General features: G+C 52.0%; 22 protein-coding genes. 11 read left to right on the forward strand and 11 right to left on the reverse strand.

Annotated features, from left to right (window positions below; all coding sequences use genetic code 11):
• Positions 1–11: 11 nt before the first annotated feature.
• From SPIRS_RS18105 to SPIRS_RS18135, 7 genes are all read left to right on the forward strand, one after another.
• The gene (locus SPIRS_RS18105) at positions 12–857 is read left to right on the forward strand and encodes an SAM hydrolase/SAM-dependent halogenase family protein (protein ID WP_013256135.1); all 846 of its coding nucleotides are present in this window, start codon (positions 12–14) and stop codon (positions 855–857) included.
• 17 nt (positions 858–874) lie between these two features.
• Entirely contained in the window at positions 875–1,429 is a 555-nt protein-coding gene (locus SPIRS_RS18110; protein WP_013256136.1) for an ECF-type riboflavin transporter substrate-binding protein, read from the forward strand.
• Positions 1,426–3,168 carry an ABC transporter ATP-binding protein gene (locus tag SPIRS_RS18115; RefSeq protein WP_013256137.1) on the forward strand — a complete coding sequence of 581 codons (1,743 nt, stop codon included), beginning with the start codon at positions 1,426–1,428 and terminating at the stop codon, positions 3,166–3,168. The genes SPIRS_RS18110 and SPIRS_RS18115 overlap by 4 nt, the downstream gene beginning before the upstream one ends.
• Positions 3,129–3,968, forward strand: a complete 840-nt coding sequence (locus SPIRS_RS18120; protein WP_013256138.1) for an energy-coupling factor transporter transmembrane component T family protein — start codon at positions 3,129–3,131, stop codon at positions 3,966–3,968. Before SPIRS_RS18115 ends, SPIRS_RS18120 begins: the two co-directional genes overlap by 40 nt.
• 422 nt (positions 3,969–4,390) lie before the next feature.
• The gene (locus SPIRS_RS18125; RefSeq protein ID WP_013256139.1) at positions 4,391–5,311 is read left to right on the forward strand and encodes a daunorubicin resistance protein DrrA family ABC transporter ATP-binding protein; all 921 of its coding nucleotides are present in this window, start codon (positions 4,391–4,393) and stop codon (positions 5,309–5,311) included.
• Positions 5,311–6,138: an ABC transporter permease gene (locus SPIRS_RS18130; RefSeq protein WP_013256140.1), complete on the forward strand. Its 828-nt coding sequence runs from the start codon at positions 5,311–5,313 to the stop codon at positions 6,136–6,138. The genes SPIRS_RS18125 and SPIRS_RS18130 overlap by 1 nt, the downstream gene beginning before the upstream one ends.
• Before the next feature lie 30 nt (positions 6,139–6,168).
• A complete protein-coding gene (locus tag SPIRS_RS18135) occupies positions 6,169–6,729 on the forward strand; it encodes a MarR family winged helix-turn-helix transcriptional regulator (protein WP_013256141.1) in 561 nt (186 codons plus the stop codon).
• Positions 6,730–6,793: 64 nt separating this feature from the next.
• Here SPIRS_RS18135 and gnd read toward each other — a convergent pair whose 3' ends face one another.
• The 5 genes from gnd to SPIRS_RS18160 form a co-directional block, all read right to left on the reverse strand.
• A complete protein-coding gene (gene gnd / locus SPIRS_RS18140) occupies positions 6,794–8,260 on the reverse strand; it encodes a decarboxylating NADP(+)-dependent phosphogluconate dehydrogenase (protein WP_216086425.1) in 1,467 nt (488 codons plus the stop codon).
• Positions 8,260–9,534, reverse strand: a complete 1,275-nt coding sequence (locus SPIRS_RS18145; protein ID WP_013256143.1) for a lactate racemase domain-containing protein — start codon at positions 9,532–9,534, stop codon at positions 8,260–8,262. Before SPIRS_RS18145 ends, gnd begins: the two co-directional genes overlap by 1 nt.
• A gap of 1 nt (position 9,535) precedes the next feature.
• On the reverse strand, positions 9,536–10,351 hold the full coding sequence (locus SPIRS_RS18150; protein ID WP_013256144.1) for a carbohydrate ABC transporter permease: 816 nt from the start codon (positions 10,349–10,351) through the stop codon (positions 9,536–9,538).
• Between the two features lie 10 nt (positions 10,352–10,361).
• Positions 10,362–11,240: a carbohydrate ABC transporter permease gene (locus SPIRS_RS18155; RefSeq protein WP_013256145.1), complete on the reverse strand. Its 879-nt coding sequence runs from the start codon at positions 11,238–11,240 to the stop codon at positions 10,362–10,364.
• Positions 11,241–11,327: 87 nt separating this feature from the next.
• Positions 11,328–12,605 carry an ABC transporter substrate-binding protein gene (locus SPIRS_RS18160; RefSeq protein WP_013256146.1) on the reverse strand — a complete coding sequence of 426 codons (1,278 nt, stop codon included), beginning with the start codon at positions 12,603–12,605 and terminating at the stop codon, positions 11,328–11,330.
• Positions 12,606–12,759: 154 nt separating this feature from the next.
• Here SPIRS_RS18160 and SPIRS_RS18165 point away from each other — a divergent pair, with 154 nt between their 5' ends.
• From SPIRS_RS18165 to SPIRS_RS18180, 4 genes are read left to right on the forward strand one after another with little or no spacing between them, the layout of a single operon-like run.
• Positions 12,760–13,602 carry a MurR/RpiR family transcriptional regulator gene (locus SPIRS_RS18165; RefSeq protein ID WP_013256147.1) on the forward strand — a complete coding sequence of 281 codons (843 nt, stop codon included), beginning with the start codon at positions 12,760–12,762 and terminating at the stop codon, positions 13,600–13,602.
• A gap of 47 nt (positions 13,603–13,649) precedes the next feature.
• Positions 13,650–14,726, forward strand: coding sequence for a sugar kinase (locus SPIRS_RS18170; protein WP_013256148.1), 1,077 nt, complete (start codon positions 13,650–13,652; stop codon positions 14,724–14,726).
• Between the two features lie 16 nt (positions 14,727–14,742).
• The gene (locus tag SPIRS_RS18175) at positions 14,743–15,777 is read left to right on the forward strand and encodes a zinc-dependent alcohol dehydrogenase (protein WP_013256149.1); all 1,035 of its coding nucleotides are present in this window, start codon (positions 14,743–14,745) and stop codon (positions 15,775–15,777) included.
• The gene (locus tag SPIRS_RS18180) at positions 15,774–16,841 is read left to right on the forward strand and encodes a Gfo/Idh/MocA family protein (RefSeq protein ID WP_013256150.1); all 1,068 of its coding nucleotides are present in this window, start codon (positions 15,774–15,776) and stop codon (positions 16,839–16,841) included. Before SPIRS_RS18175 ends, SPIRS_RS18180 begins: the two co-directional genes overlap by 4 nt.
• 30 nt (positions 16,842–16,871) lie before the next feature.
• On the opposite strand, the gene SPIRS_RS18185 is transcribed toward SPIRS_RS18180, so the two are convergent.
• From SPIRS_RS18185 to SPIRS_RS18210, 6 genes are all read right to left on the reverse strand, one after another.
• Complete coding sequence (locus tag SPIRS_RS18185; RefSeq protein WP_013256151.1) at positions 16,872–18,290, reverse strand: flavocytochrome c; 1,419 nt, start codon at positions 18,288–18,290, stop codon at positions 16,872–16,874.
• Positions 18,287–19,006 (reverse strand): response regulator, encoded by a 720-nt coding sequence (locus SPIRS_RS18190; protein WP_013256152.1) that lies wholly within the window; start codon positions 19,004–19,006, stop codon positions 18,287–18,289. The genes SPIRS_RS18185 and SPIRS_RS18190 overlap by 4 nt, the downstream gene beginning before the upstream one ends.
• A complete protein-coding gene (locus SPIRS_RS18195; RefSeq protein WP_013256153.1) occupies positions 19,003–20,586 on the reverse strand; it encodes a sensor histidine kinase in 1,584 nt (527 codons plus the stop codon). The genes SPIRS_RS18190 and SPIRS_RS18195 overlap by 4 nt, the downstream gene beginning before the upstream one ends.
• 89 nt (positions 20,587–20,675) lie before the next feature.
• The gene (locus SPIRS_RS18200; RefSeq protein ID WP_013256154.1) at positions 20,676–22,412 is read right to left on the reverse strand and encodes a flavocytochrome c; all 1,737 of its coding nucleotides are present in this window, start codon (positions 22,410–22,412) and stop codon (positions 20,676–20,678) included.
• Between the two features lie 139 nt (positions 22,413–22,551).
• Positions 22,552–22,845 carry a type II toxin-antitoxin system PemK/MazF family toxin gene (locus tag SPIRS_RS18205; protein WP_049784703.1) on the reverse strand — a complete coding sequence of 98 codons (294 nt, stop codon included), beginning with the start codon at positions 22,843–22,845 and terminating at the stop codon, positions 22,552–22,554.
• A complete protein-coding gene (locus SPIRS_RS18210; protein WP_013256156.1) occupies positions 22,838–24,022 on the reverse strand; it encodes a helix-turn-helix domain-containing protein in 1,185 nt (394 codons plus the stop codon). Before SPIRS_RS18210 ends, SPIRS_RS18205 begins: the two co-directional genes overlap by 8 nt.
• Between the last annotated feature and the right edge of the window lie 208 nt (positions 24,023–24,230).

The raw sequence follows: 24,230 nt of genomic DNA on the forward strand, positions 1-24,230 counted from the left end.
AGAGGCAAGCTATGGATCGACATAAACTACTGCTTTTTCAAACCGATTTCGGCAGACTCGAAGGAACGGTGGCGGAGATGTACGGGGTGGCCCTTGGGGTCGATCAGGGCCTCAAAATCCATGAGATTACCCACTACATCCCCCAGTTCAATATCTGGGAGGCCAGTTATCGCCTCATGCAGGCCCTGCCCTGGTGGCCGAAGGAGACGGTGGCCGTCTCGGTAGTTGATCCGGGAGTCGGCTCGAGCAGAAGATCGGTGGTTGCAAAAACCTCACAGGATCACTATATCGTCACCCCGGACAACGGAAGCCTTACCCATATTGCCAAGCATGTGGGGCTTAGTGCTTTGCGGGAGATAGACGAGAGAACAAACAGGGCCCCGGGAAGCGGAGAGAGCCACACCTTCCACGGCAGGGATGTCTACGGCTATACCGGTGCACGGCTTGCTTCGGGAACCATCACCTTCGACGAGGTCGGCCCAAAGCTCGATCCGAAGAGCATCGTCACCCTTCCCGTCGCAGAGCCCGAAACGGGAAAAGGCTCTGCCAGCGGTATGATCGAGATCCTCGATATCCGTTACGGGAATGTCTGGACGAACATTCCCAAAAAGCTCTTCGCCTCGGCAGGTTTTAGCTCCGGATGCAAGGCCCTTGTCACCATTACCCGAAGCGGCGAAACACTCTTCCAGGAAACCCTGCCCTACCTCGACTTTTTCTCGGCAGCAGAGCCTGGAGAGGATCTTATCTACAATAACGAGCTCCTCTTTGTCTCCCTCTCCACCAATCAGGGAAGTTTCGCCGAAAAGCATGGCATCCAATCCGGACCGGAGTGGAAAATCCGGTTCGAGATCGCATAATAAAAGGAGTTGCGTCTATGAAAAAGCTCTCTCCCAAAACGGTGGTGATCATCGCCATCGGCGCCGCCCTCTACGGAATCGGGGGCCTGCCGATCTTCGGTATTCCGATCTTTGCAGAGACCACCCTGAAACCGGCCATGGCAATCCTGGCGATCTTTGCCGCCCTCTACGGACCTGTGGTCGGATTCCTCGTCGGGTTTCTCGGACACTGGATCACCGATCTTTTCGCCGGCTGGGGCGTCTGGATGACCTGGGTCCTCGGTTCCGGTATCGTCGGAATCGTCATCGGCCTCTTTCCCATCATCACAAAGGACAAGGTGGATGAAGGAATATTCGCAACCAAAGAGATCATCATCTTCATCATCCTGGCCTTCATCGGTAACTTTGTGGGCTACAGCATTTCGGCCTTTCTCGATTATGTCCTCTACGCCGAACCCGCCAGCAAGGTTATCGCCCAGCAGCTGATCATCGCCAGCACCAACACGGTCATCATTGCAATCATCGGATCGATCATCATGGCCCTGATTGCAAAACGAAACCGACAGGGCAGCGAGCTTTCCGAGGAAGAATGAGCCAGGCGCTCCTTTCCTTCGAAACGTTCTCCTTTCGGTATAAAAGCCAGAAGGCCCCCACCCTGAAGGAGATATCCCTCAGGGTGGAAGCCGGAGAAAAGATACTCATTGTCGGTCCCTCGGGAAGCGGGAAAACGACCCTCGGTTCCTGCATCAACGGGTTAATCCCCTTCTCGTTCGAGGGGTCGATAAGCGGAAGCTTCAGGCTCGAAGGTAAGGAGAGTAAAGACGCCGATCTCCATGAGCGGGGCGAGCTGGTGGGAACGGTGCTGCAGGACACCGATAGTCAGTTTGTCGGCCTTTCGGTGGCCGAAGACATTGCCTTTGCCCTGGAAAACGCGGCGGTAGGCCGACCGGAAATGATCGACCAGGTGAAGAAGGCCTCGGCCATGGTGGGGATGGAGGAATTTCTCGCACGCTCACCCTTTGAGCTGTCCGGAGGACAAAAACAGCGGGTCTCCCTGGCTGGGATTCTGGTGGACGACGTGGACCTTCTCCTTTTCGACGAGCCTCTGGCGAACCTCGATCCGAAGACGGGAAAGGTCGCCATCGAACTCATCGATGAGATCCACCGAAAAACAGGGAAAACCGTCATCATCATCGAGCATCGTCTCGAAGATGTCCTCCACCGGCCGGTCGACCGGATTCTGCTCATGGAGCAGGGACGAATCATCGCCGACGAGAAGCCCGACAAGCTGCTTGCAGGCTCCCTTCTCGCTGAAAAAGGAATCAGGGAGCCCCTTTATATCGCGGCCATGAAATTCGCAGGCTGCACACTTTCCGAAGAGGACAGGGCCGCATCCATCGATACCATCCGCCTGGAGAAGCACCGTGAGAAAATCCTGAAGTGGTTCAGGGAACGACAGCTCCCCCGGCCGGAGGCAAAGGGCCCCTCGCTGCTTCGCCTCGAATCGGTAAGCTACTCCTACACGGGTGAGCGAAAGGCGCTGGAGGAGATCAGCTTCGATATCAGAGAGGGAGAGATGGTTTCCATCCTCGGGAAAAACGGAGCCGGAAAATCGACCCTGGCCGCCATCATTACCGGGCTTATCAAACAGGATTCCGGAAAGCTCTTTTTTCGCGACGAAGAAATCTCCAAGACGACGATTGCCGACAGAAGCCGCGAGATCGGCTTTGTGATGCAAAACCCCAACCACATGATCAGCCACCACATGATCCGGGAAGAGGTCGGTTTCGGCCCGAAGCTGCGGCAGATGCCGGAAGATGAGATCGAACGGCGAATCGACGAGGCACTGAAACTCTGCGGCCTCTACCGCTTCAGGAACTGGCCCATCGGCTCCCTCAGCTACGGCCAGAAAAAACGGGTAACCATCGCCTCGATCTTGGTAATGGAGCCCAAGCTCCTGATCCTGGACGAGCCCACGGCTGGCCAGGATTATCGTCACTACACCGATATCATGGAGTTTCTCCGCAGGCTCAACGACGAGGCGGGCCTGACGATTGTATTCATCACCCACGACATGCATCTGGCCCTGGAATACACCGCCAGATCGATCGTGCTGACCGACGGCAAGATGATCGGGGACGATTCCATGTCCAGGATTTTCAGTAACCCCGGGATCATCGAAACGGCCAACCTGAAGCCGACCAGTCTCTACGAGCTGGCCAACAAGCTGGGAATCGGAGAAGTCGACCGGTTCATCGACCGTTTCATTGAAGAGGAGCAAAGGCAACGCACATGGACCAGTCAAAAATCCGCTTCGGCCTCAACTACATAGATACGGCCTCCCCCCTCCACAGGCTTTCGGGCGTGACGAAATTCGCCCTGTTCATCTACTGGATCACCGTGGTGCTCACCACCTTCGATCTAAGGATCCTTGCAGGAATGCTCTTCTTCGGCCTCCTTCTCATAGTGCTCTCACGGGTGCCCTTTCGCATCTACCGCCCCTTCCTTTTATTCATGATCTATATCCTCATCATGAACAGCCTCTTTATGTTTCTCTTCGCCCCCATGCAGGGCGTCGAGTACATGGGATCGAAAACCGTATTGTTCGTCATCACCGAGCGTTACACCGTGACGCGGGAAACCCTCTTTTACCTTCTGGTGATCGCCGTCAAACACTTTTCGATCTTTCCCATGGCCCTGCTCTTTGTCTTCACCACCCATCCCACGGAATTTGCCTCGAGTCTGAACAGAATCGGTGTCCCCTACAAGGTCGCCTATTCGGTGAGCCTCACCCTCCGCTATCTGCCTGAGATCACCAAGGACTTTGTCAACATCATGCAAAGCCAGCAGGCCAGGGGCGTGGACATATCCAAAAACGTCCCCCTAAAGCAGCGGATCACCAACGTTACCCGGGTACTGATTCCCCTTCTCCTCTCCAGCCTGGACAAGGCCGAGGTGATCAGCAACGCCATGAGTCTGCGGGGCTTCGGCACGGAAAAAAAGCGGACATGGTACAACGCCCGCCCCCTCGCAAAAGGGGACGCCATAGTCTTTACCGCCATGGCGCTTTTCCTCATCTTCGCCGTCTGGATGAAACGCAACCTCGGAACCATGTTCTGGTACCCCTTTTAAAAGGGCCATTGGGCGGCTCCTCGCTATCGCTCGGACCGGGCTTTGCGCTCCAACGCTTCGCCCCGCGTCTTCGGGACTCGGGCACGGGCTCACTCCCGATCGCCCTCCTCGTCCCCGCGGGGCTCCAGGGTTTCCGCTCCAATCCCTGCCGCGGGAAGAAAGAATCATAACCTACTGTTCCGAATCCTGGTGGTTGAAAGAGCTCAACTTCTTTTCCTGTAGTCAGATACAAGCAAAACTATGAAAAAAAGTACACACAGGCATAAAAGCAAGTATTTTACCGGTAAAAAGACAGGTAAACCACCAGGATTCGGAACACTACATATCACATATATGTTGACTTAATCATAAGGTACCTTTATATTATTATAAAGGTACCTTACTAACAATATTAGAATTCAGATGCATATGAGGTGATATCGATGAAGAATATCATAGAAGTACATAACTTTACGAAAGAATACGGGGATTTCACAGCAGTAAACGATATCTCGTTTGGGGTAAAAGAGGGCACTATCTTTGCATTTCTCGGTCCAAACGGTGCGGGAAAAAGTACAACTATCAACACTTTGTGTACGATCCTGGAAAAAACTGCTGGGGAAATGACCATAAACGGCCATGACGTATCAGAACAGAAGGATTTGGTACGAAAGGATATCGGCATTGTGTTTCAGGAATCGACTCTTGATGAGAGGCTTACGGTCGAAGAAAATCTTCGATTCCATTGTGATTTTTATAAAGTACCGAAAGAGAAGATTTCCGAACGCATCAATTTTGTTCTCGATCTCGTGGAACTGGGAAATCGAAAAACGGCAAAGGTTGCTTCGTTGTCCGGGGGGATGAAAAGACGAGTGGAAATCGCTCGTGCTCTTGTCCACTTTCCAAAAGTATTGTTCCTCGACGAGCCCACCGCAGGCCTTGATCCGCAGACGCGGGCGAATGTCTGGGAGTATATTCAAAAACTACAAAAAGAGAAGCATATCACGATATTTCTCACCACTCATTATATGGATGAAGCGGAAATATGCTCGGATATCGCGATTATGGATCACGGTAAGATTATTGCCTTTGATACACCTGAAAATCTCAAAAAACAGTTTACCGATATCCGAATACAGATTGAAAGTCGGAATCCGGAAAAAATCGAGAACTTTTTCCGTCTTATAAAACGGGAGATTTCCTACGAACGGAATAACGAATATTTTACCATACGTACTCAAGATCCATCCAAAGCGCTCGAGTTACTTTCTTACTGTAAAGAGAACATTTCTGATTTTGAGGTACGAAAGGGTACGCTGAATGAAGTTTTTTTAGCAATCACAGGTAAGGAGATAAGAAACTAATGAATACCATTGGAGCCATATTGCAGCGGAATTTATTGAATTTCATTCGGGACAGGGGAAGATTGTTCGGCGGGATAATCATGTCGTTGTTCTTCTTATTTATCTTTTCCTTTGTCATGAAATCGCCGACAAGCGGCCCCGCACAGCCGATGAATTATCTGATTTCCGGCGTCATTATCATGACGGTATTCCAGTCGAGCCTGAATAACTCGACCGATATTCTGTCGGATATCGCGAGCGGGTTCATGAAAGAGGTTCTTGTGGCGCCCATCACCAGAGCTCAAATATCAATCGGCCATATACTTTCGAGTACCGTGATCGCCGTACTACAAGGACTTCTAATAGTGATTGTTGCCATGTTTATGGGACTGCAACTGGATCTTGTTCATTTTAGTGCGATGATCGTCGTTATGATAGTCGCTGGAGGGACCTTCGGTTCCATCGGATTGTTTCTTGCCACGATATCCCGAAATTCTTCTTCGTTTCAGATTGTAAGTACCATGATTATCATGCCGTTTACGTTTCTCTCCGGTGCATATATTCCGACTACGCTTATGCCGAAGTTTCTCATGCCTCTAGTGTATGTTAATCCGCTGACATATATCACTTCGATATTTAGATACATCACCCTTAGAATGGAAAGCCTCCCCCTGCCCGAGCTGGCTAAGCAGGGCGTGGCATTTGACATCCATGGCTTTATGCTCACGCCGTTTATGGGTTTTTGCGTTATCATTATCATCGGAATTGTTTTTTTCATGCTATGTGTACAGAAGTTCAATACTGCCGACTTCTCAAGTGTCAAGGTTGCTAAGGTGCATCGCAGATAAATAAAACGATATCAAATTAGGGAGGGTTACATGATCAATAATACCAATGAACTTCTTGAAAAACTGATGCATATGAGCTGGCTGCTCAGAATTCAGCAAATGAAGCACTACAGGGATCACGGTCCCATGGGGACCCCCTATAGAGGCCAGGGACGAATCCTCGCCATTCTTGCCTTAAAACCGGAGATCAGTCAAAGAGAATTGTCGCGAATCCTGGACATCCGACCTCAATCGCTGGGCGAGCTCCTAGTCAAGCTGGAGAGGCAGGGGTTCATCGTCAGAACGCCCTCGGAACAGGACCGACGAGTGATGCTTGTCCGACTGACAAAGGAGGGAGCGGAAGCGGCAAAAACCTCTGAAGATGCCGGCGAACAAGAGGCATTCTTTAACTGCCTTTCCGAGGATGAACAGAATCAATTCGACGAATTCCTGGATCGCCTTATCAACGAGCTCGAGAAAAGCCTGGACAGAGATGAAGCTGATAGATTTACGGACCGCTTTAGCTCAAGACGAGGCCCAAACAGGCCAAGTCGATTCGACCATCGCTTCGACGGCTTTTTTCGATCCAATCACTTCAGGGACCGTGACTGAGGAAAGGCATTCGCATGAGACATAGCCATTCCCCTCATTCTCCCCGCTGGATCAGTAATCCCCCCTACGCCTGATACGTAGAGGAAGAAACATTCCCGCCGGTTCCCGTCCAGTTGGTGTGGAAGTATTCCCCTTCGGGCCGGTCGGTCCGCTCGTAGGTGTGCGCTCCGAAGTAATCCCGCTGGGCCTGAAGGAGGTTGGCGGGGAGCTGCCCGCTTCGGTAGCCGTCGAAGAAAGAGAGGGCCGAGCTCATGGCAGGGGTTGGAATTCCCGCAAGGGCGGCCCTGCTTACGGTCCGCCTCCAGCCGTCCTGGCAGCCACTTACAATTTCCTTGAAGTAAGGATCCAGAAGCAGGCTCTTGAGGGAGCGGTTTCCATCGAAGGCCTCTTTGATTTTGCCGAGGAAGCTGCTGCGAATGATGCAGCCCCCCCTCCACATGAGGGCGATTTCGCCGTAGTTTAGTTTCCACCCGAAGGAATCGGCTGCCTCCCGCAAGAGCATAAAACCCTGGGTATAGGAGATGATCTTCGATGCAAAGAGGGCCTTCCTGATATCCTCGATCACCCCTTTTCGTTCATCGCCAGAGAGCCTTCCGTGTGGGGCCTCGCCAATAAAACCGGCGGCCTCCTTTCGTTCTTCCTTGCGGGCCGAAAGGCAGCGTGCATAGACCGCCTCGGCGATGACGGTCACCGGTACCGCCAGGTTGAGAGAGTCGATGCCGGTCCATTTGCCCGTTCCCTTTTGTCCCGCCTTGTCTGCAATCTTGGTGACAAGGGGAGAGCCGTCCGTATCCTTCACCTTCATGATATCTCTGGTGATTTCGATGAGGTAGCTTTCAAGCTCACCCTTGTTCCACTCGGTAAAGACCTCGTACATCTCCTCGTGGGAAAGCCCGAGCCCCCGGTAGAGTAGATCATAGGCCTCACAGATCATCTGCATATCGCCGTACTCGATACCGTTGTGAACCATCTTCACGTAGTGTCCGGAGCCCTCTTCCCCTACCCATTCACAGCAGGGAGCTCCGTCCTCGCTCTTTGCCGCAATGGCCTGAAATAGCTGCTTAACCAAGGGCCAGGCCTTGGGATTGCCTCCGGGCATGATGGAAGGCCCCCGTCTGGCACCTTCTTCTCCGCCGGAGATCCCCGTACCGATAAAAAGGATCCCCTTTGCAGCCAGTTCACGGCTTCGCCTGCTGGTATCGGGATAGTGTGAGTTTCCTCCGTCGATAATAAGATCCCCGGGTGAAAGCAGGGGAAGCAGCTTTTCGATAAAGATATCGACCACCTCACCGGCCTTTACCATCAGCATCACCTTTCGCGGCGAGGAAAGGGAGGAGACAAGCTCTCGGAGAGAGCGGGCTCCGATAATCGTATCCCGTCCGGCAGCTGCATCCCCGAGAAATTCGTCCACCTTACTGGTCGTTCTGTTATAGACCGCGACCGAATAGCCGTGATCATTCATATTCAGTACTAAATTCTGTCCCATGACCGCAAGCCCGATTAATCCGATATCGGCCCTTCTTTCCATCATCATGCTCCTTTTCGCATTATCTTATCGCAGATCCAAAGCCCCGAGGCCGGGTTCGAGATAAAGAAAAACGGCTTCCCCTCGCTCCCCTCGTTCCAACCGTCCCGAAGGGTATCGGGACGATAGCGCCTCATCATCATATCAAAGTCGTCATACCGGTAACCGACCTTCTCAACCTCTTCCCTGCTCAGAGCACCGGGACAGTAGCGGATGGAAAATCGGCCCTCGCTCGATCCGTGGATAAGGTGTGCCGCCGCAGCAAGATTCGACGCAAGCTCTCCCCCCGCCGCCACCGCTTCGAGGATCCGATCGGTTCCCGCGTAGCCGTAGCAACGGATAAGCCGGTCTATCTCGCTATCCTCACCGAAACGATCCACACCCGGAGCAAGAACGATGAGTTCTCCGCCGTCGGCAATGGCCATCCGGCTTCGATAGATGCTTTTATTCCCAAGCCAGGTCGATCGATATTCGGCGGGATCAAGATACACCACAATACGTTCGGGGGCACGCTCAAGACGGCAGATGTTAAGCTCCGCCGAAAGGCGACCTGCAGCCTCGAAACAGCGACGGTCGTCTCCCAGAAAAAGTCCTACCGGCTTGTTCCCCTCCTCGGTCCGGGCAATAACGGTAAGGGCATACTCCAAAGGGATGTCCCCGGCAAAATGCTCCTGTGCGTAATCGAGCAGACTTCGCACTGGGGAGTCGATTCTTCCCATGATCCGTTCCATGCCGTATACGGCCCCGAGATAGTGGCTCTTATTGATTCCCTCACTTCCACCGGTACCGATAAATATGTTCTTGTTATAGTTTGCCATGCCGATCACCTCATGGGGAACCACCTGGCCCAGCGAAAGAATGAGGTCATGCTCCCCGGAGGCGATACGGCGATTAACCTCGGCCTTCCAGCTCCAGGAGAGGCGGCCCTCGGACAGTTCCGTAATAACCTCGGAGGGAACGGTCCCGAGGGAGACCACATCGCGACGCCAGTCGTGGACAAGAAAAAGGTGATGGTCGACACCGGGAAACATCAGATTGATTTCCCTATCGGTCATGGGGGCGTGAGTACCCAGGGCAGGCATGATCGCAGTCACGGCAGGGCCGAAGAACTCAACCGCCCAGCAGGTCAAAAGTCCGGCCAGTCCGTGCATCCTTGTAATGTCCGGCGGCAGAAGAAGAATACGGCGGCGATCGGAAAAGCGCCCGAGGGCGCGAAAAAATTCCTCTTTCATATGGTCGGGAGCTATCCCCGACCTGTTGATCAGCTCTGCGTGGATCATATCACCCCTTTACAGCCCCCATGGTCAAACCCTTTACCACATATTTCTGAAAAATCATGGTCAACACAATCGCAGGAGCCATGATGGCAACGGCAGCCGCCATTACCCCGCCCCAGTCAACCTCCGCATAAGACATAAAGTTATACACGGCAATGGGAAGGGTTCTCGTCTTTTCCATACTCAGAACCTGAGAGAACATGAAGTTGTTCCAGGAAAAGATAAAACTCAAGGTTGTCGCCGTCACCACCCCGGGAACAGAGAGGGGAAGAACGATCCTTAAAAAGGCAAGCTGTTGGGTTGCCCCATCTATCATTGCCGATTCTTCAAGCTCCCTAGGGACACCCTCAAAATAGGAGGACATGACCCAGACAACAATCGGCATGGTAATAAGGATATGGGAAAGAATCAAAGCTGTATAGCTGTCCATCAAACCAAGCCGGGAAAAAACGATATACCAGGGCATCAAAAAAGAGATCCCCGGCATAAGCCGGGCGACAAGGATAAAAACCGCAAGACGTTTTTGTCCGAAACGTGCAATCGAATAGGCGGCAGGAAGCCCCATCAAAAGAGAAAGGGCAACGGATGTGACTCCGACGATGCTTGAATTGATGAGGTATTTCAGAAAATCCTGTTCTCTGAAAACCTTGTAAAAGTTGATCATGGTCGGATGGAAAACAAATTTCGGCGGCCAGGAGATGATATCAACCTGACTCTTGATCGAAGAGAGGAGCATCCAGAGGAACGGGAAGAGGGTCGGTACGATAATAAGCACCAGGAGAATGGGAAAAAAGATGCGAAAAACCGGTGACTGTTTCATAGTTCCTCTCCTATGCCTCGAATCGCTTTCGAAGCCTCATCACGCCGAGGCTTGCCGTAAGAACCAGAACAAAAAGGAAGACAAGCATGGCGGATGCTGAGCCGAGGTCGAAATACTCGAAGCTGTATTTGTACGCCATGATGTTGATGGTCTCGGAAGCATAGCCGGGACCTCCTCCGGTCATTGCATAGATGATATCGAAGGTTTTCAGTGCATCGATGGCCCGCAGGATAACAGCCGTCAGGATCGTCGGCATGATCATCGGAAGGGTAATGAAAAAGAAAATCTGGGTGGAATTCGCGCCGTCGACCTTCGCCGATTCATAGGGCTCCGACGACAGTCCTGCAAGTCCGGCAAGGACGATGAGGGTAATCATCGGCGTCCACTGCCATACATCGACTATGATCAGCGAGGGAAGAACCGTTGATGCGTCGGTCACCCACCCGCTCTGGGGTAGCCCGAGTATGCTCAAGCAGTAGTTGAGAAATCCGATGGTCGGATCATAAAAGAGGTTCCAGACAATACCGATGGCCACGGGGGTGGAGACCAGCGGCAGCAGCAGGATCAATTTAATCCCGTTTTTGCCCACAAACTCGCGATTGAGAACAAGAGCCAGTACGGTCCCAATAACGGCTTCGAGAACGACGGCACCGATGGTAAAATAGAAGGTACGGCCGAAGGCATCGATAAAACGCGGTTCCTTGAGGATCCCGAGATAGCTGGAAAAACCGACGAACTTCATGGGTCTGCCCGAGGTAAGGGCCCAATCGGTAAAACTGATGACGAAGGTATAGGCCACGGGGAAGACCATGAGCAGCAGAACAAAGAAAAGCGCGGGAAGGGGGAATATATATCTGAGGTTACGCTCGAAAAAACCGCTTTTGATCATTGCAACAACTCCTTTCAAGTATGAGACAAAAGGAAAGCGGGGACAACATGATCACATATTGTCCCCGGAATACTTGATACGCAAGGCCTAATTTCCGCCGTATTCTCCGTCGGCTTTCAGCAACTCGTTGACAGCCTCGGTCTTTTCCGCAGCCAAGGCCTCGAGCTTGGGTGATGTTCCCTTTGTATCGATAGATTCGATGATAACCTCTCCGATAAGATCTCTGGCTTTCCCGACTGAACTCATAAAAGGACGATCGTACGGATAACCATTCTGTGCAGCATGGGCCTGGGTTTCGATCAAACCGGGGTTCATCTTTTCCCTGACCTCGCTGTTCTGCCAGGCGGAATTACGGGCCATGGTGATGTTGGAAAGCATGCCCTGAATGGCAAGCTCCTTGCTGGTGGCCCAATCGAGGAACTTCATTGCTGCTTCCGGATTCTTTGTCTTGCTCGAAATACTCATTCCCCAGGAAACCACGATAAAGGGGCTGTCGCCGCGCGGTCCTTCGGGAAGTTTCGCTATACCGACATCTTCGGCAGGGACCTGTGTCTTCGTGGGGTCGACAACCTGACCGTAAAAAACCGATGCATCGGTCCACATCGCAAGCTTTCCGGCCTGGAATACCGGCATCAGATTCTCCCAGGACATCGAGGTTACCCCCTGAGGTCCGTATGTTCCCAAAAGCCTGCCATAATAGCGGAAGGCCTCAATCGCCTCGGGTGTATCAAAAACCGCCACGTTATTATCAAGGTAGAGCCCACCGAAGTTGTAGAGATAGCTCGAAAGCTGGGTAACCGCAGATCCACCCTTTCCCCGTGAACCGATTCCGGCAACCTCGTCGGTTGTCAGGGCCTTTGCTGCGGCCTCAAGTTCGGTAAAATTGGTCGGAACCTCGATACCGGCAGCCTTGAAGAGGTCCTTGCGGTAATACATCACCTGCCATTCGGTAACCAGGGGGATGATATATACATGACCATTCTTTCGTCCGATATCCACGGAATTTGAGGGATAATCAGAAAAATCATAGGTATCAAGGGGCTCATACCAACCGTTCTTAATAAAAAGCAAGCCCTCCTGAAGCGGCCGTGTCATAAACACATCCACGGTAGAAGAGTTTGTTGCAAATTCCGTGGTGAGTTTTTGCGTCAGTTGGCTCTCTTGAAGGCTCTCTACATTTACCTTAATACCTGTTTCTTTTTCAAATTCAGGGATCACCTGTTTCAATAATTCGCCGTAAGGATGATTTGCAAGAAGTACACGAATTTCCTGGGGCTTTTCCGACGCAGTCCCCTCGGACTGACCTCCGGCAAAGAGAGGCAGACACAGGCCTACCATCAGTAATAGAACCAGAACTCTTTTCATACTTTCTCTCCTTTTTTCAAAATACGGCAGAACACCGCTTTCTCACATTATCCCCCCCCTTTTTTTGAAAGTCAAAGGATAAATAAATATTTTTTTCATTTGCATGATTATTTTTTTCATATTATAATATCCAGGAAATCACAAGGAGCCGTCCATGCTTGAGGTAAGCTGCATCTATCTTATCAAGTCGAAATACAAGGAGTTCAGCGAAAAGGAGCGGCTCATTGCGGATCATATCCTTGCCAACCCCCGTGAGGCGGTTCATCCCAGCATCGAAGAGCTTGCGGAGAGCGTGGGGATATCGGAATCCACGCTGGTACGTTTTGTAAAGAAACTGGGCTATCCCGGTTATCAGCGCTTTCGGATCGCCCTTGCAACCGAGACGGTAGTTCCGGCATCCCGCCTTTTCGAAACGCAGATCAACGAAAACGACGACGATGTCGAGGTCGTGTTCAACAGCGCCATCTCGACCCTGGAGCTTTCCAGAAATACCCTCGATCGTAAGGCGATGACCGAGGCTGCGGACCTGATCACATCATCCGAACGGTTGTACCTTTTCGGTACCGGCGGTTCCAATATCGTGGCACGGGATGCATTCCATAAGTTCATCAGGACAGGCCTTGATTGCGCCATGGCGGAGGATTACCACATGCAGCTGATGCTCGCCTCTCAGTCCTGTGAGCATTGTGCCGCACTTATCATCTCCCATACCGGAGAAAACATGGATACCCTCGCCATCGTCGAAGAGCTCAAGCATTCGGGTTGCAGGACGATCATGCTTACCAGCAATCCCCGATCGCCCCTTGCCCGTGCGGGGCAGATATCCCTCTCGGTGCAGATCGCATCGACCTCCTTCGTATCCGAGGCCTTTTCCGCGCGCATCGCCCATTTGGTGGTCATCGATGCACTCTATGTTGAGATCATGAAGCGCTTCGATGAGGCAGGCGTTACGCATCTCGAAGCGATGCGGCAGGCCATTGCAAAGCGCAGGACCTGACAGAGGATGTTCTCAACCTCGACAGGCTTATATATAAGGAGTATAGCATGGCACAATCCACCTACGACTTCATAGCCCTGGGAGCACTGGTAACACGACTGGATCCCGGGATCGTTCCCTTCGAGTATGCCGATCACTACGATCTCCATGTTTCAGGAGGGGAGTTCAATGTGGCCGCCAACATGGCCAGGGCCTTTGGAAAAAAAACGGCGATCGTCTCGGCCATGGTCGACTACCCGATCGGAGCGAAGGTCGAGGCTGAGGTAAGAAGGATGGGGGTCGACGGCTTTTACAAGCGATTTTCCCACAACGGTGTTCACGGACCCAATATGGCACAGGTCTGGAGCGACCGGGGCCAGGGAGTCAGGGCGCCGGTGGTCTTCTACAACAGGGCAAACGAGGCTGCCGCTCTTCTGGGTCCCGGCAGTTTCGACTGGAAAAAGATCTTCGAAGGCGGCGTACGATGGTTCCATTCTGGCGGGATCTTTGCTGCCCTCTCGGCCACTACTCCGGAACTTATCATCGAAGGCATGAAGGCGGCAAAAGAAGCGGGTGCAACGGTCTCCTTCGACCTGAACTACCGTGCAAAGTTGTGGAGCGCCAACGCAGCAGAAGGCACTGATCCGGTACTGCAGGCACAAAAGCTCCTCGGGAAAATCGTTGAATATGTCGATATCCTTGTCGGCAACGAAGAGGACCTGCAAAAAGGGCTCGGTCTGGCCGGACCCCAGGTGGAAAAGGTATCCAAACTTGATCCCTCGGCCTTCATCTCGATGATGGAAACCGTGGGTAAACGCTATCCCAACATCAAGGCGGTGGCAACCACCATACGGGAGGTTAAATCGACAAACCACCACGAATGGAGCGCGGTCCTCTGGAGCGGAGGAAAGGCGCACCGGGCCCCGGTCTGCAGCCTGGATGTCTACGACCGGGTCGGCGGGGGCGACGGATTTGCCGCGGGCCTTTTCGCAAGCCTTCTGGAGGAAGCAGATCCGGAGAATGCCGTGCGTACAGGCTGGGCCCACGGCGCCCTGCTCACCAGCTTTCCGGGAGATACCACCATGGCAACAAGGGAACAGGTCGAGGCCTTCGCCTCCGGCGGTTCCGCCAGGATTCAACGATAAAAAAGGTAGGCACACAATGAAAGCGCTGGTCATGCACCGTTACAAGCAGCTGAGCTATGAAGAGGTCCCGGAGCCGAAGATAGCCTCCGAGAGGGACCTGATTGTCAAGGTAAAGGCGGCAGCCATTTGCGGCTCGGATGTCCACGGCTTCGACGGCTCCACCGGCAGACGCAAGCCGCCGGTGATCATGGGCCACGAGGCCTCCGGCGAAATCGTAGCCATAGGCAACGGGGTGTCCGGTTTTGCAATGGGAGACCGGGTCACCTTCGATTCGACCATCTACTGCGGCAGCTGTTATTATTGCCGCAGGGGGCTGGTCAACCTCTGCGACAATAGAAGGGTGCTGGGGGTTTCCTGTGAAGAGTACCGCCAGGACGGCTGTTTTGCCGAATATGTCCGCATCCCCGACCACATTGCCTACCGGCTTCCAGAAGGGCTCTCCTTTGTCGACGCCTCCCTCACCGAGCCCGCAGCGGTAGCGGCCCATGCCATGAGCATTACTCCGATCGAGTTGAACGACACCATGGCGGTTGTGGGAACGGGTTTGATCGGCCTTTTGCTTATCCAGTTTCTCAAATCAGCCGCCTCGGGACGGGTCATCGCCATCGATACCGACGAAAAACGCCTTGCCATGGCACGCTCCCTGGGAGCGGATATGGCGATCAATCCCGCATCGGGCACGACGGCAGATGAAATAAGGGAGATAACACAGGGTCTCGGCGCGGACAGGGTCTTCGAAGCGGTTGGTGCAAGCGCTCCCATACAGACCGCCCTGGAGGTCGTTCGAAAGGGTGGATCGTTGACCCTTATCGGCAACGTGAGTCCCAAGATAGAACTCCCCCTCCAGTCGGTGGTGACGCGGCAGATCACGCTTTTCGGTTCCTGCGCCATATCGGGGGAATATCCTGCGGTCCTTGATATGATGCTTCGGAACAAGATCGATCTTGATCCCCTGATCAGTGCGGTCGCCCCCCTTTCCGAGGGGCAGAGCTGGTTTGATCGACTTTACAATCGCGAGCCCGGCTTGCTCAAGGTGGTACTTGAACCATGAAAAAGGAAGCATTGCGTTTCGGCCTTATCGGCTACGGAAAGGTTGCACGCCTCCACGCCATCGCCCTGAGGGAGGCGGATGGCGCCAGGCTGGTTGCCGTTGCAGGCCGAAACAAACAGCGGCGCGACCTGTTCGCCGCCGAGTTCTCCATTGCCTCCCGCGACAGCGCCGAAGCGATGGTACAAAAGGACGGGGTCGATGCGGTAATCATCACCACGCCCCATCCGAACCATAGGGATGCAGCCATCGAGGCCTTTGCCGCCGGATGCCACGTTCTGGTGGAAAAGCCCATGGCGTTAACCACGCCCCAGTGCGACGAGATGATCGAGGCGGGGAAACGGGCAGGCCGTCTACTTTCGGTGGTAAGCCAGCGGCGCTGGTACCCCTCCTGCCGCAGGATAAAAAAGGCCATCAACGAGGGGAAATTGGGCAAGCCAGCCCTCGCCCAGGTAACCATCCTCGGCTGGCGCGATGAGGCCTACTACAAAAGCGATCCCTGGCGGGGAAGCTGGGAGGCGGAAGGCGGCGGCGTCCTTATCAATCAGGCCCCCCACCAACTCGATCTGCTGTGCTGGTACATGGGCCCGATCGCCGAGGTAAAGGGGTTCTGGGACAACATCAACCACCCCTACATCGAGGTCGAAGACAGCGCGGTAGCGGCGGTCAGGTTCAGGAACGGAGGAATGGTCTCTCTTCTGCTTTCCAACTCCCAGAAGCCGGGTATCTATGCAAAGGTTCACATCCACGGGGACAGCGGCGCCTCGGCCGGGGTCCAGACCGACGGCGGGGCAATGTTCGTCGCCGGCCAAAGCGGTATCCTCGAGCCACCGGTCAACGACCTCTGGACCATCCCCGGTGAGGAAGGCAACCTCGACGTCTGGGAAAAAGAGGACACTGCCTTTTTCACAAGCATCGAGCCTACGACCTGGTTCTTCGGGCGCCAAATCGAAGATTTCGCCGACGCCGTCGCCAAAGACAGGACTCCTGCGGTAACGGGGGAAGAGGGAAGAGAGACCGTCCGCCTCATCGAGGCGATCTACCATTCGGATCCGAAAAAGCGGTAAGGGAAAGCGGGCAGAACAGAGAGAACAACCCTAGCGACAGGCCAGGGAGGCCGCTTCCCTGGCAGCAATGCGGCCGAAAGCAATAGCATCCGCCAGGGAATTACCGCCGAGCCTGTTGGCGGCATGGATTCCTCCCGTAGCCTCTCCTGCAGCAAACAGGCCTTTAATCGGTCCCCCCGACTCGCTGATCACTTCCGCCTTCTCGTTTATCTTTAGGCCTCCCATACAATAATGAACAGCGGGAACAATGCGAATACCGTAAAAGGGAGCATGTATAATCTCGGAAGGGAGATCATTTCTTCCGAAATCCCGATCCTCTCCTATCATTACCAGTTGATTATAGCGCTGAACGGATTGAGAAAGGACGACTGGATGGATGCCGAGCATCTCGGCAAGCTCGGATAGGGTATCGGCCTTGGTAATCAAATTCATCGCAAAATAGGTGTCGGTAGCAGATAATCCTTTTCTGATCTGATCGTCGAAAATAAGATAGGCGGATTTTTCCGGCTGCTTTAGAATCTCCCGGCTCAGGACATCCCTGAAGGCAAGTTCATCGGTAAATCTATATCCGTTTCGATTGACAAGGACGGCGCCGTTTCCACGCACAGCCTCTGTGATAAGCACCCCGTTATTCGGCTCGACCGTTGGGTGGGTCTGGATATACGACATATCCACCAAGGCAGGATGAAGGCCCTCAACGATGGAAAGGTAATCACCGGTGGCACCGGGCTGATTCGTTGTTTTAAAACCTTTCAGGTCGGGGTCCATTTTTACATACAATGCGGGCTCGCTACCGAATCCGCCCGAAGCTATGATTACGGCCGAAGCCTTTATTTTATACTGTCGGCCTTCCCTTGTTTCCGTGAGGACACCAAAGACCTCGGTTCCTTTTTGATTATGAAGAAGTCCAATAACCCGATTTTCCGTCCGTACATCGATGCCACGTTTGTTCAACTGTCCGGTAAGAACGGGAATGAGGGATGTACCGATCGGAGCCCCCCCTGCAGGCCTATGGGTCCGTGATATGCTGTGGCCGGCAAGGCGTCCTACATCACTCAGATCAAGCCCCATATGCTCCAGCCAGGAGACGGATTCCGCCGAATTACGGACCAAAAGCCTGACCAGCTTTTTGTTATTTAACCAATGACCAGCCTTCATCGTATCCTGATAATAGCTGTCCAGGGAATCCACAATTCCGTTTTTCTTCTGCTCTTCCGTACAGGCCGCATTCATCCCGCCTGTGGCCCGTAAGGAGTTTCCGCCAAGATAGCTCATTTTTTCCAGCAAAACGACGGAGCATCCCCGCTCCGTTGCCTCTATGGCGGCGGACATGCCGGCCGCTCCCCCTCCGACCACGACAATATCTGTCCTTTCCGGCAGGAAAAGACAGAACAGGCACAAAGCCCCCATCGCTGCTACGCCCAGGAATGCAAGGAGTACCTTCTTCATCTTTCCAGCCCGTCCCGTAATCGGTAGAAATGGAGCGGACGACCGGGCTTACCGTATTCCATGTGCCGCTCCAGGATCTCATTTTTATACATGTATTCCAGGTAGCGCCTGACGGTCACTCTTGAGATCCCCAAATCGACCGCTAATTCCTCGGCGGTAAAAGATCGCCCATAGTCTTGCACCTTGTCGGTAATAATCGAATAGGTATAGGTACTCAGGCCCTTATCCAGGAGAGGAGCATGAATATCATCCGTATGAGAAGAATGTTCGGGATGGCCTGGGGAGGTAAAGAGAGAATCAAGGGATTTTTGCTCGAAACGGTGCTCTTTGTCGGAAGCGTTATGCAATGTTTTTCGGATTAAAAAGACCTTTTGTAATGCTTCCTGGAAGCGTTCATAGGTAAAGGGCTTCACAAGATAATCCGAGGCTCCCCAGTTCAGTGCCTTCTCCACTGTCGAAGGCCGTTTATCAGCGGTTATCAATATTACGGACACCGAAAGATCCTTTTGCCTGATCCAACTAAGAAGCGAAGTCCCTTTTTTCTCGGGAAGAAACACATCAAGAAGGACAAGATCGTATTCCTCTATTTCCAGATACCGCTTTGCCTCCTGAACAGACTCGGCATATGAAACCGTCTCTGCCAATCCCGTATTTTCAGCAAATTGTTTATTGATCTTTCCGACCATGGGATCATCTTCAACAATCAGGATGTTCATGTCGATTCCGCCCCTGCCCTTTTTATGGGAAATGTAACAACGAATTCGGCCCCACCCCACTGGTTTGTGTCTATTTCTATTGTCCCCTGCTCTTCTTTCACGATTTTCGACACTACATAAAGGCCGTAGCCTCTTCCCTCTTCCTTTGTCGTAAAGCCTTTGCACAATATGCTGTTTTCGATTCCAGGACGAATACCCGGACCGTTATCCGATACCGTGATTTCCAGGTTGCTTTCATCTTCAATCAAACGTACGTCGATTTTTCCATTCTTTGCGGGGATAAGGGCATCCAAAGCATTTTCTATGAGGTTACCGATGACGGAAACCAAAGATTCCACCCTCATGCCCTCGGGAAGTGTATGTATTGATGAATGGGGATCAAGTCGAAGCGAGACCCTTGCTTCGGCAGCCTTATTATACTTTGACAGGATGAGTCCAGCCAGCGCAGGGAGCTTAATGTTGCTGCTCAGCAGCGATAGAATTTCCTGCCGCTTTTTTGTTATCCCGGATATGTATGTTACGGCTGTGTCTATTTCACCCAGCTGGATCATTCCCGATATGGTGTGGAGCTTATTCATGAATTCATGATTCTGGGCCCGCAAAGCCTGGGTCAACTCTTTCATCCCCGTCAATTCCTCCGCCCTCTGTCTGGCCACGGTCAAATCTTCAAAACTGGCCATAAGCCCCAGAAATGCACCGGTGGCAGGATCGCTAACAGGATAGTATTTCCCAAGTAAGATTTTAAGCGGACCCTGCCTGACCTCTTGTACCAACATCGTATGTCTTTCAAAGGCTTCTGTCAGTCCCGAGGCAAAAAAGTAATCTTTATAGTTTTTTCCGATGTCGGAAGGAGAGAGGTCCAACAGCGTCTCGGCACTTTTATTATACATACTTATGCAAAAATGTTCATCGACAACAACCAGGCCCTCCTTCAGATTTTGCAGAACGAGCTCTTTTTGTCCCAAGAGAAAGCTGATTTCTTCAGGTTCCAGGCCCCGAATGGACCTTTTGATGCTGGAAGTCAAGGCAAAGGATACAATAATACCGCACATCATGATGAAAAACATGAATATAAGCAGAAAAATAAGATTTCTTGTTATCTCCTGGTAGATCCTGCCGTTCAGCATCCCAACAACAACAGCACCGGATAAAACACCTTCGGAATAGACAGGAGCAACGGCCTCTGCATAGGTAGCGAAAAAAGAGGGGAAAACGATACGCGCCTTCTCCTCTTTCAATACTACGTCTACAAGCGTTGATGAAAACGTTTCTCCGATAAGAGCCGGCTTCGGATTCGAATAAAACCTTTTGTCACGGTTAAGCACGTAGATATATTGGATTCTGGTTTTTAAACGTAATTTCTCGATGAAATTTTGAATAGCGATATATCCATTCTCTTTCGGTACATGCTCCCGGACAAGCTCGGTTTGTGCTATTGTCAGAGCCACATCGAGGGCTTCACGTCCTAACTGCCGCCTCAGCGTGGAAAACCACTGTATTGTCATGAAAAAGACAACACCGATGATGAGTAGGATAATCAAAAGTGATAGTGTTCTCGATATCTTTGCATAGAGTGTCATGTCTATTTTAGTATAACCCAAAAGAGGAAAGGGGCTGACCAGGATTGCTTCCCGGCCAGCCCCTATCGATAAAAAACGTCCGTTCGCTGCTACTTCGCTGCAAATTCGGCCGCATTCGTTCCGGCAATCCTGCCGAAGGTTGTTATGTCGCTCAAAGAATTTCCACCCAGGCGATTCGCTCCATGAACACCTCCGGTTACCTCTCCCGCTGCATAGAGACCGGGAACCGCCGAACCGCCAGTTGTAATAACCTGAGCATCGGTGTTGATCTTGATCCCCCCCATGGTGTGATGGACAGCTGGGCCGACCTCAACCATGTAATAAGGCGCATGAATTAATTCCCGCGGCAGATCCGATCTGTTGAAGTCCGTATCGACTCCTGTATTCACAAAACCATTGTATTGGTCAACCGTTGCCTGCAGCGTTGCAGCATCAAGCCCCATCTTCTGAGCAACATCCGCAATGGTTTCGCCCTCGGTAAGAAGACCTGCTTTTACGTAATTCTCAATGGCGGAAAGGGAATCCCGTACCCCCTGGTCGAAGAGGAGGAAGGCGGTACCACCGGTCTGGGCCAACTCCGCATCGGAGACGACATCCCGGGTTTGCATCTCGGAGATAAATCGTGCAGCATCGCGGTTCACAAGAATCGCACCATTGCCGCGTACGGCTTCAGTGATCATCGTATTTTTCACAGGGACCACCGTGGGATGTGTCTGAATCTGCTCCATGTCAACAAGGGCCACATCAAAGTCCTTGATAAAATCCAAAGCATCTCCTGTGGCTCCCGGTTGATTGGTTGTGCCGAAGCCTTTTAGTTCCGGTTTGTAGGCAACAACCTTTTCCTGGTTTGCCCCGAAGCCGCCGGTCGTGATGATGACGGCTTTCGCCCGTATCGTATAAGTTCCATTCTTCGTTTCTACTTCGACTCCGCTAACCGCGTCTCCCTCTTTCAGCAAAGCAACCACCTTGCTGTTTGTTTGAACGTTAATTCCACGCTTTTGTACCGCATCATAGAGAATCTTGACCAGATGGTTTCCGACGGGAGCTCCGCCTGAGGGCCGGTGGGCCCTGGGATTTGTCGCTCCGCCCAGCTTCCCTACATCGGAGAAATCACCCCCGAGGCCGATGAGCCAGTCGATGGTACCAGCCGACCGCTCCGTTAAAACGTGGACCAGCGCCGGGTTGTTCAGGTTTTTTCCGCCTTTCATGGTATCTTCGTAAAAGGTTTCAACAGAGTCCTGTATACCCAATGCCTTCTGGGGTGCCGTTTCCGCCGCATTCAGTCCCCCGGTGGCATAATTGGTATTGCCGCCGATAACAGGCATCTTCTCAACAAGAATAACCGAAGCCCCATGATCATGGGCTTCCAGGGCCGCAGACAAACCGGCACCTCCGGCACCCACAATAACGACATCACAACTCATATCTTCCGGAACTTCACCAGTTGCCCCTTTGGCATCGGCGCTCTTTACCGCCTCACCGGTTTGGGCCTTGGATAGCGCCGCAGCAATGGCGGCGATCAAGCCTTCCGAGGTCTCGGAAGCACCGCTTACGGAATCTATCTCCGCACTATTCTTGTCAAGAACCCGTTTGATGATCTCCTGGACGGCCTGTTCACTAAAATCCGACTCGGCACTCTCTGTTACATCAATCTTCGTTATTTTGTCCGAATCTACCGAAACAGCGACTTTGATGGCGCCGCCGTGCCCTTGCCCCTCGCCCTCATACGTTCCGGGTTTATATGCACCCTTTCCGCTACAGGCAACAAAAGAGAGCAAAAGAACAAGGGATGCGATTGCCGCCCCCAAACGTTTGTTTGCTTTCATATCAAACTCCTAAAGGATAATTATTTATCTATATACTATTTTCGGTCCGGGCAATCGTCAATCCTTCTGTATATATTGTTTTTTTTGTTCATTTTGGTCGCAGCGGATTTCATTCACAGATAGAAATTGAGAATGCCGGTTAGGGATGATGATAATGGAAGGAGACTTCAAATCGCTCCCACGCAAATCTGCAGAGCAACGGTAATTTCTTCCAGTTCCTGAGCGGAAATTCTTCCCGCCGGATTGTGAAAGCGTTCCAGGGATAAGAAGCATAGCGGTCTTTCCATTCCGTAACAGGTACGACTATGCGCAATGGCAGTTTCCCGACAGCGTCGGGAGAAACGACAACGGCCAGCCTTTGCTTACTGATCTCTGCCCCGATGGTAGGATCAAAATTAATCCACCACAGTTCGCCGCGTTGGGGATTAGTCATCCATGACATCCATTATGTCGTCTGCTAAAAGCTCACTGTCCGGAGCATACATATCCGCACTCTCTTCTGCCAGTTTTGAAAGATAGGCCGAACGTTCTTCAGCACTCAGAGAGAGGTAGGTAGTAACAGCGGACGAGCTGTTGTCCTCCAGTTGCTCTTTCACCATCAGGTAATCCGGGAAGAGCTCCTGGGCCCGGGATTCGCTTATCAATCCTTCCGCTACAGCGCGGAACAGGTACTGCTGGGTTAAACGCGGTTCCTCCGGATAGGGCCAGAGCCCCGGTTCCTCGGAATAAATACCCTTACTCCTGAAATTAATAAACATACTCTGATAGGCCGACCGGCTTAAAATGCCGAGATCCTTCGCCCTGTAGGTAAGTGCCTGAATACTGATGCCGAAGCGTTCTTTTATAAGGCACAGTTCCTGGATGGAGATGCTGGTACGGCTTGTCCCCAGAATTTGCCGTAAGCGTTCTGCCGGAACCAGGAAAGCCCCGGAAAAACGATGGGCTAGATGTTCGTTTATCTTGGGCTCGGTGCTGGAAAGAAGCAAATGACCGAGTTCGTGGCAGATAGTCAGCCTTGTTCGGTCAACGCTTTTATCTTTCGCGTAAACGATGATTTTCCGATTATTCGACAGATTTCCTACAAATCCATCCACCCCGTTTCCCGCCGTTGGGATGGGGACAAGAATAATCCCCTTGCTTTCCAGAAGCTCGCAGAGATTCTGAATAGGAGTATCATCCAAATTCCAGAAGGAACGAAGCTCCTCAGCCATGTTTTCGGCCTCTTCAGGTGTCGCCTCTTCACGTGACCGAGGAAGAACAGAAGGTTCTGAAATCACTCCGCATACATTCTCAATCATTAAAATGTTTTCAACTTTTTCTTCGGCGATTGCCTTGAGACTATCGATTTTCACCTGACTGACAGAGGCTTTCTTTCTGAATGACTGCCATGTAACGGTGGCTGAGGGATTTGAAAAGAAATAATCCGTTTTAACGTCAAAAACCTGGGCAAGAGCATAAAGCGTCAAAGCATTGGGCGTCGCCTTTTCCAGTTCATATTTTGAAAGAGCCGCACGGGTGATCCTGGTTCCCTGCTGTTCAAGTTTATCCGCTAATTTCTGGAGAGACCATCCGCTCATTATTCTTTTTTGCCGTAATTTCTCCCCGATCATTGTACTTTCCTCTGTTGACAGTATCGATATATATTCTATTTTTGTCAACGGAAAGAGGCATGATTTAATATCATTTACAAATTTGTTAAAACAAAAAAAAAACGAACAAAAAAGTCTATTAATCGTAAGAGAGAATTGAACCATCATCTACTTCACCATATAATGGCAGCCAATCACACATACTTTTCCATATACGGAAGTATATTAA

The organism is Sediminispirochaeta smaragdinae DSM 11293 (assembly GCF_000143985.1).
Taxonomy (GTDB): domain Bacteria; phylum Spirochaetota; class Spirochaetia; order DSM-16054; family Sediminispirochaetaceae; genus Sediminispirochaeta; species Sediminispirochaeta smaragdinae.

Bases quoted from the DNA above. Each gene is read 5' to 3' on its own strand.
- SPIRS_RS18135 (WP_013256141.1), top strand. From the start codon at position 6,169: ATGATCAATAATACCAATGAACTTCTTGAAAAACTGATGCATATGAGC.
- SPIRS_RS18155 (WP_013256145.1), bottom strand. From the start codon at position 11,240: ATGATCAAAAGCGGTTTTTTCGAGCGTAACCTCAGATATATATTCCCC.
- SPIRS_RS18145 (WP_013256143.1), bottom strand. From the start codon at position 9,534: ATGATCCACGCAGAGCTGATCAACAGGTCGGGGATAGCTCCCGACCAT.
- SPIRS_RS18160 (WP_013256146.1), bottom strand. From the start codon at position 12,605: ATGAAAAGAGTTCTGGTTCTATTACTGATGGTAGGCCTGTGTCTGCCT.
- SPIRS_RS18210 (WP_013256156.1), bottom strand. From the start codon at position 24,022: ATGATCGGGGAGAAATTACGGCAAAAAAGAATAATGAGCGGATGGTCT.
- SPIRS_RS18185 (WP_013256151.1), bottom strand. From the start codon at position 18,290: ATGAAGAAGGTACTCCTTGCATTCCTGGGCGTAGCAGCGATGGGGGCT.
- SPIRS_RS18125 (WP_013256139.1), top strand. From the start codon at position 4,391: ATGAAGAATATCATAGAAGTACATAACTTTACGAAAGAATACGGGGAT.
- SPIRS_RS18180 (WP_013256150.1), top strand. From the start codon at position 15,774: ATGAAAAAGGAAGCATTGCGTTTCGGCCTTATCGGCTACGGAAAGGTT.
- SPIRS_RS18120 (WP_013256138.1), top strand. From the start codon at position 3,129: ATGGACCAGTCAAAAATCCGCTTCGGCCTCAACTACATAGATACGGCC.
- SPIRS_RS18110 (WP_013256136.1), top strand. From the start codon at position 875: ATGAAAAAGCTCTCTCCCAAAACGGTGGTGATCATCGCCATCGGCGCC.
- SPIRS_RS18175 (WP_013256149.1), top strand. From the start codon at position 14,743: ATGAAAGCGCTGGTCATGCACCGTTACAAGCAGCTGAGCTATGAAGAG.
- SPIRS_RS18200 (WP_013256154.1), bottom strand. From the start codon at position 22,412: ATGAAAGCAAACAAACGTTTGGGGGCGGCAATCGCATCCCTTGTTCTT.
- SPIRS_RS18130 (WP_013256140.1), top strand. From the start codon at position 5,311: ATGAATACCATTGGAGCCATATTGCAGCGGAATTTATTGAATTTCATT.
- SPIRS_RS18190 (WP_013256152.1), bottom strand. From the start codon at position 19,006: ATGAACATCCTGATTGTTGAAGATGATCCCATGGTCGGAAAGATCAAT.
- SPIRS_RS18170 (WP_013256148.1), top strand. From the start codon at position 13,650: ATGGCACAATCCACCTACGACTTCATAGCCCTGGGAGCACTGGTAACA.
- SPIRS_RS18150 (WP_013256144.1), bottom strand. From the start codon at position 10,351: ATGAAACAGTCACCGGTTTTTCGCATCTTTTTTCCCATTCTCCTGGTG.
- gnd (WP_216086425.1), bottom strand. From the start codon at position 8,260: ATGATGGAAAGAAGGGCCGATATCGGATTAATCGGGCTTGCGGTCATG.
- SPIRS_RS18195 (WP_013256153.1), bottom strand. From the start codon at position 20,586: ATGACACTCTATGCAAAGATATCGAGAACACTATCACTTTTGATTATC.
- SPIRS_RS18205 (WP_049784703.1), bottom strand. From the start codon at position 22,845: ATGACTAATCCCCAACGCGGCGAACTGTGGTGGATTAATTTTGATCCT.
- SPIRS_RS18115 (WP_013256137.1), top strand. From the start codon at position 1,426: ATGAGCCAGGCGCTCCTTTCCTTCGAAACGTTCTCCTTTCGGTATAAA.
- SPIRS_RS18105 (WP_013256135.1), top strand. From the start codon at position 12: ATGGATCGACATAAACTACTGCTTTTTCAAACCGATTTCGGCAGACTC.
- SPIRS_RS18165 (WP_013256147.1), top strand. From the start codon at position 12,760: ATGCTTGAGGTAAGCTGCATCTATCTTATCAAGTCGAAATACAAGGAG.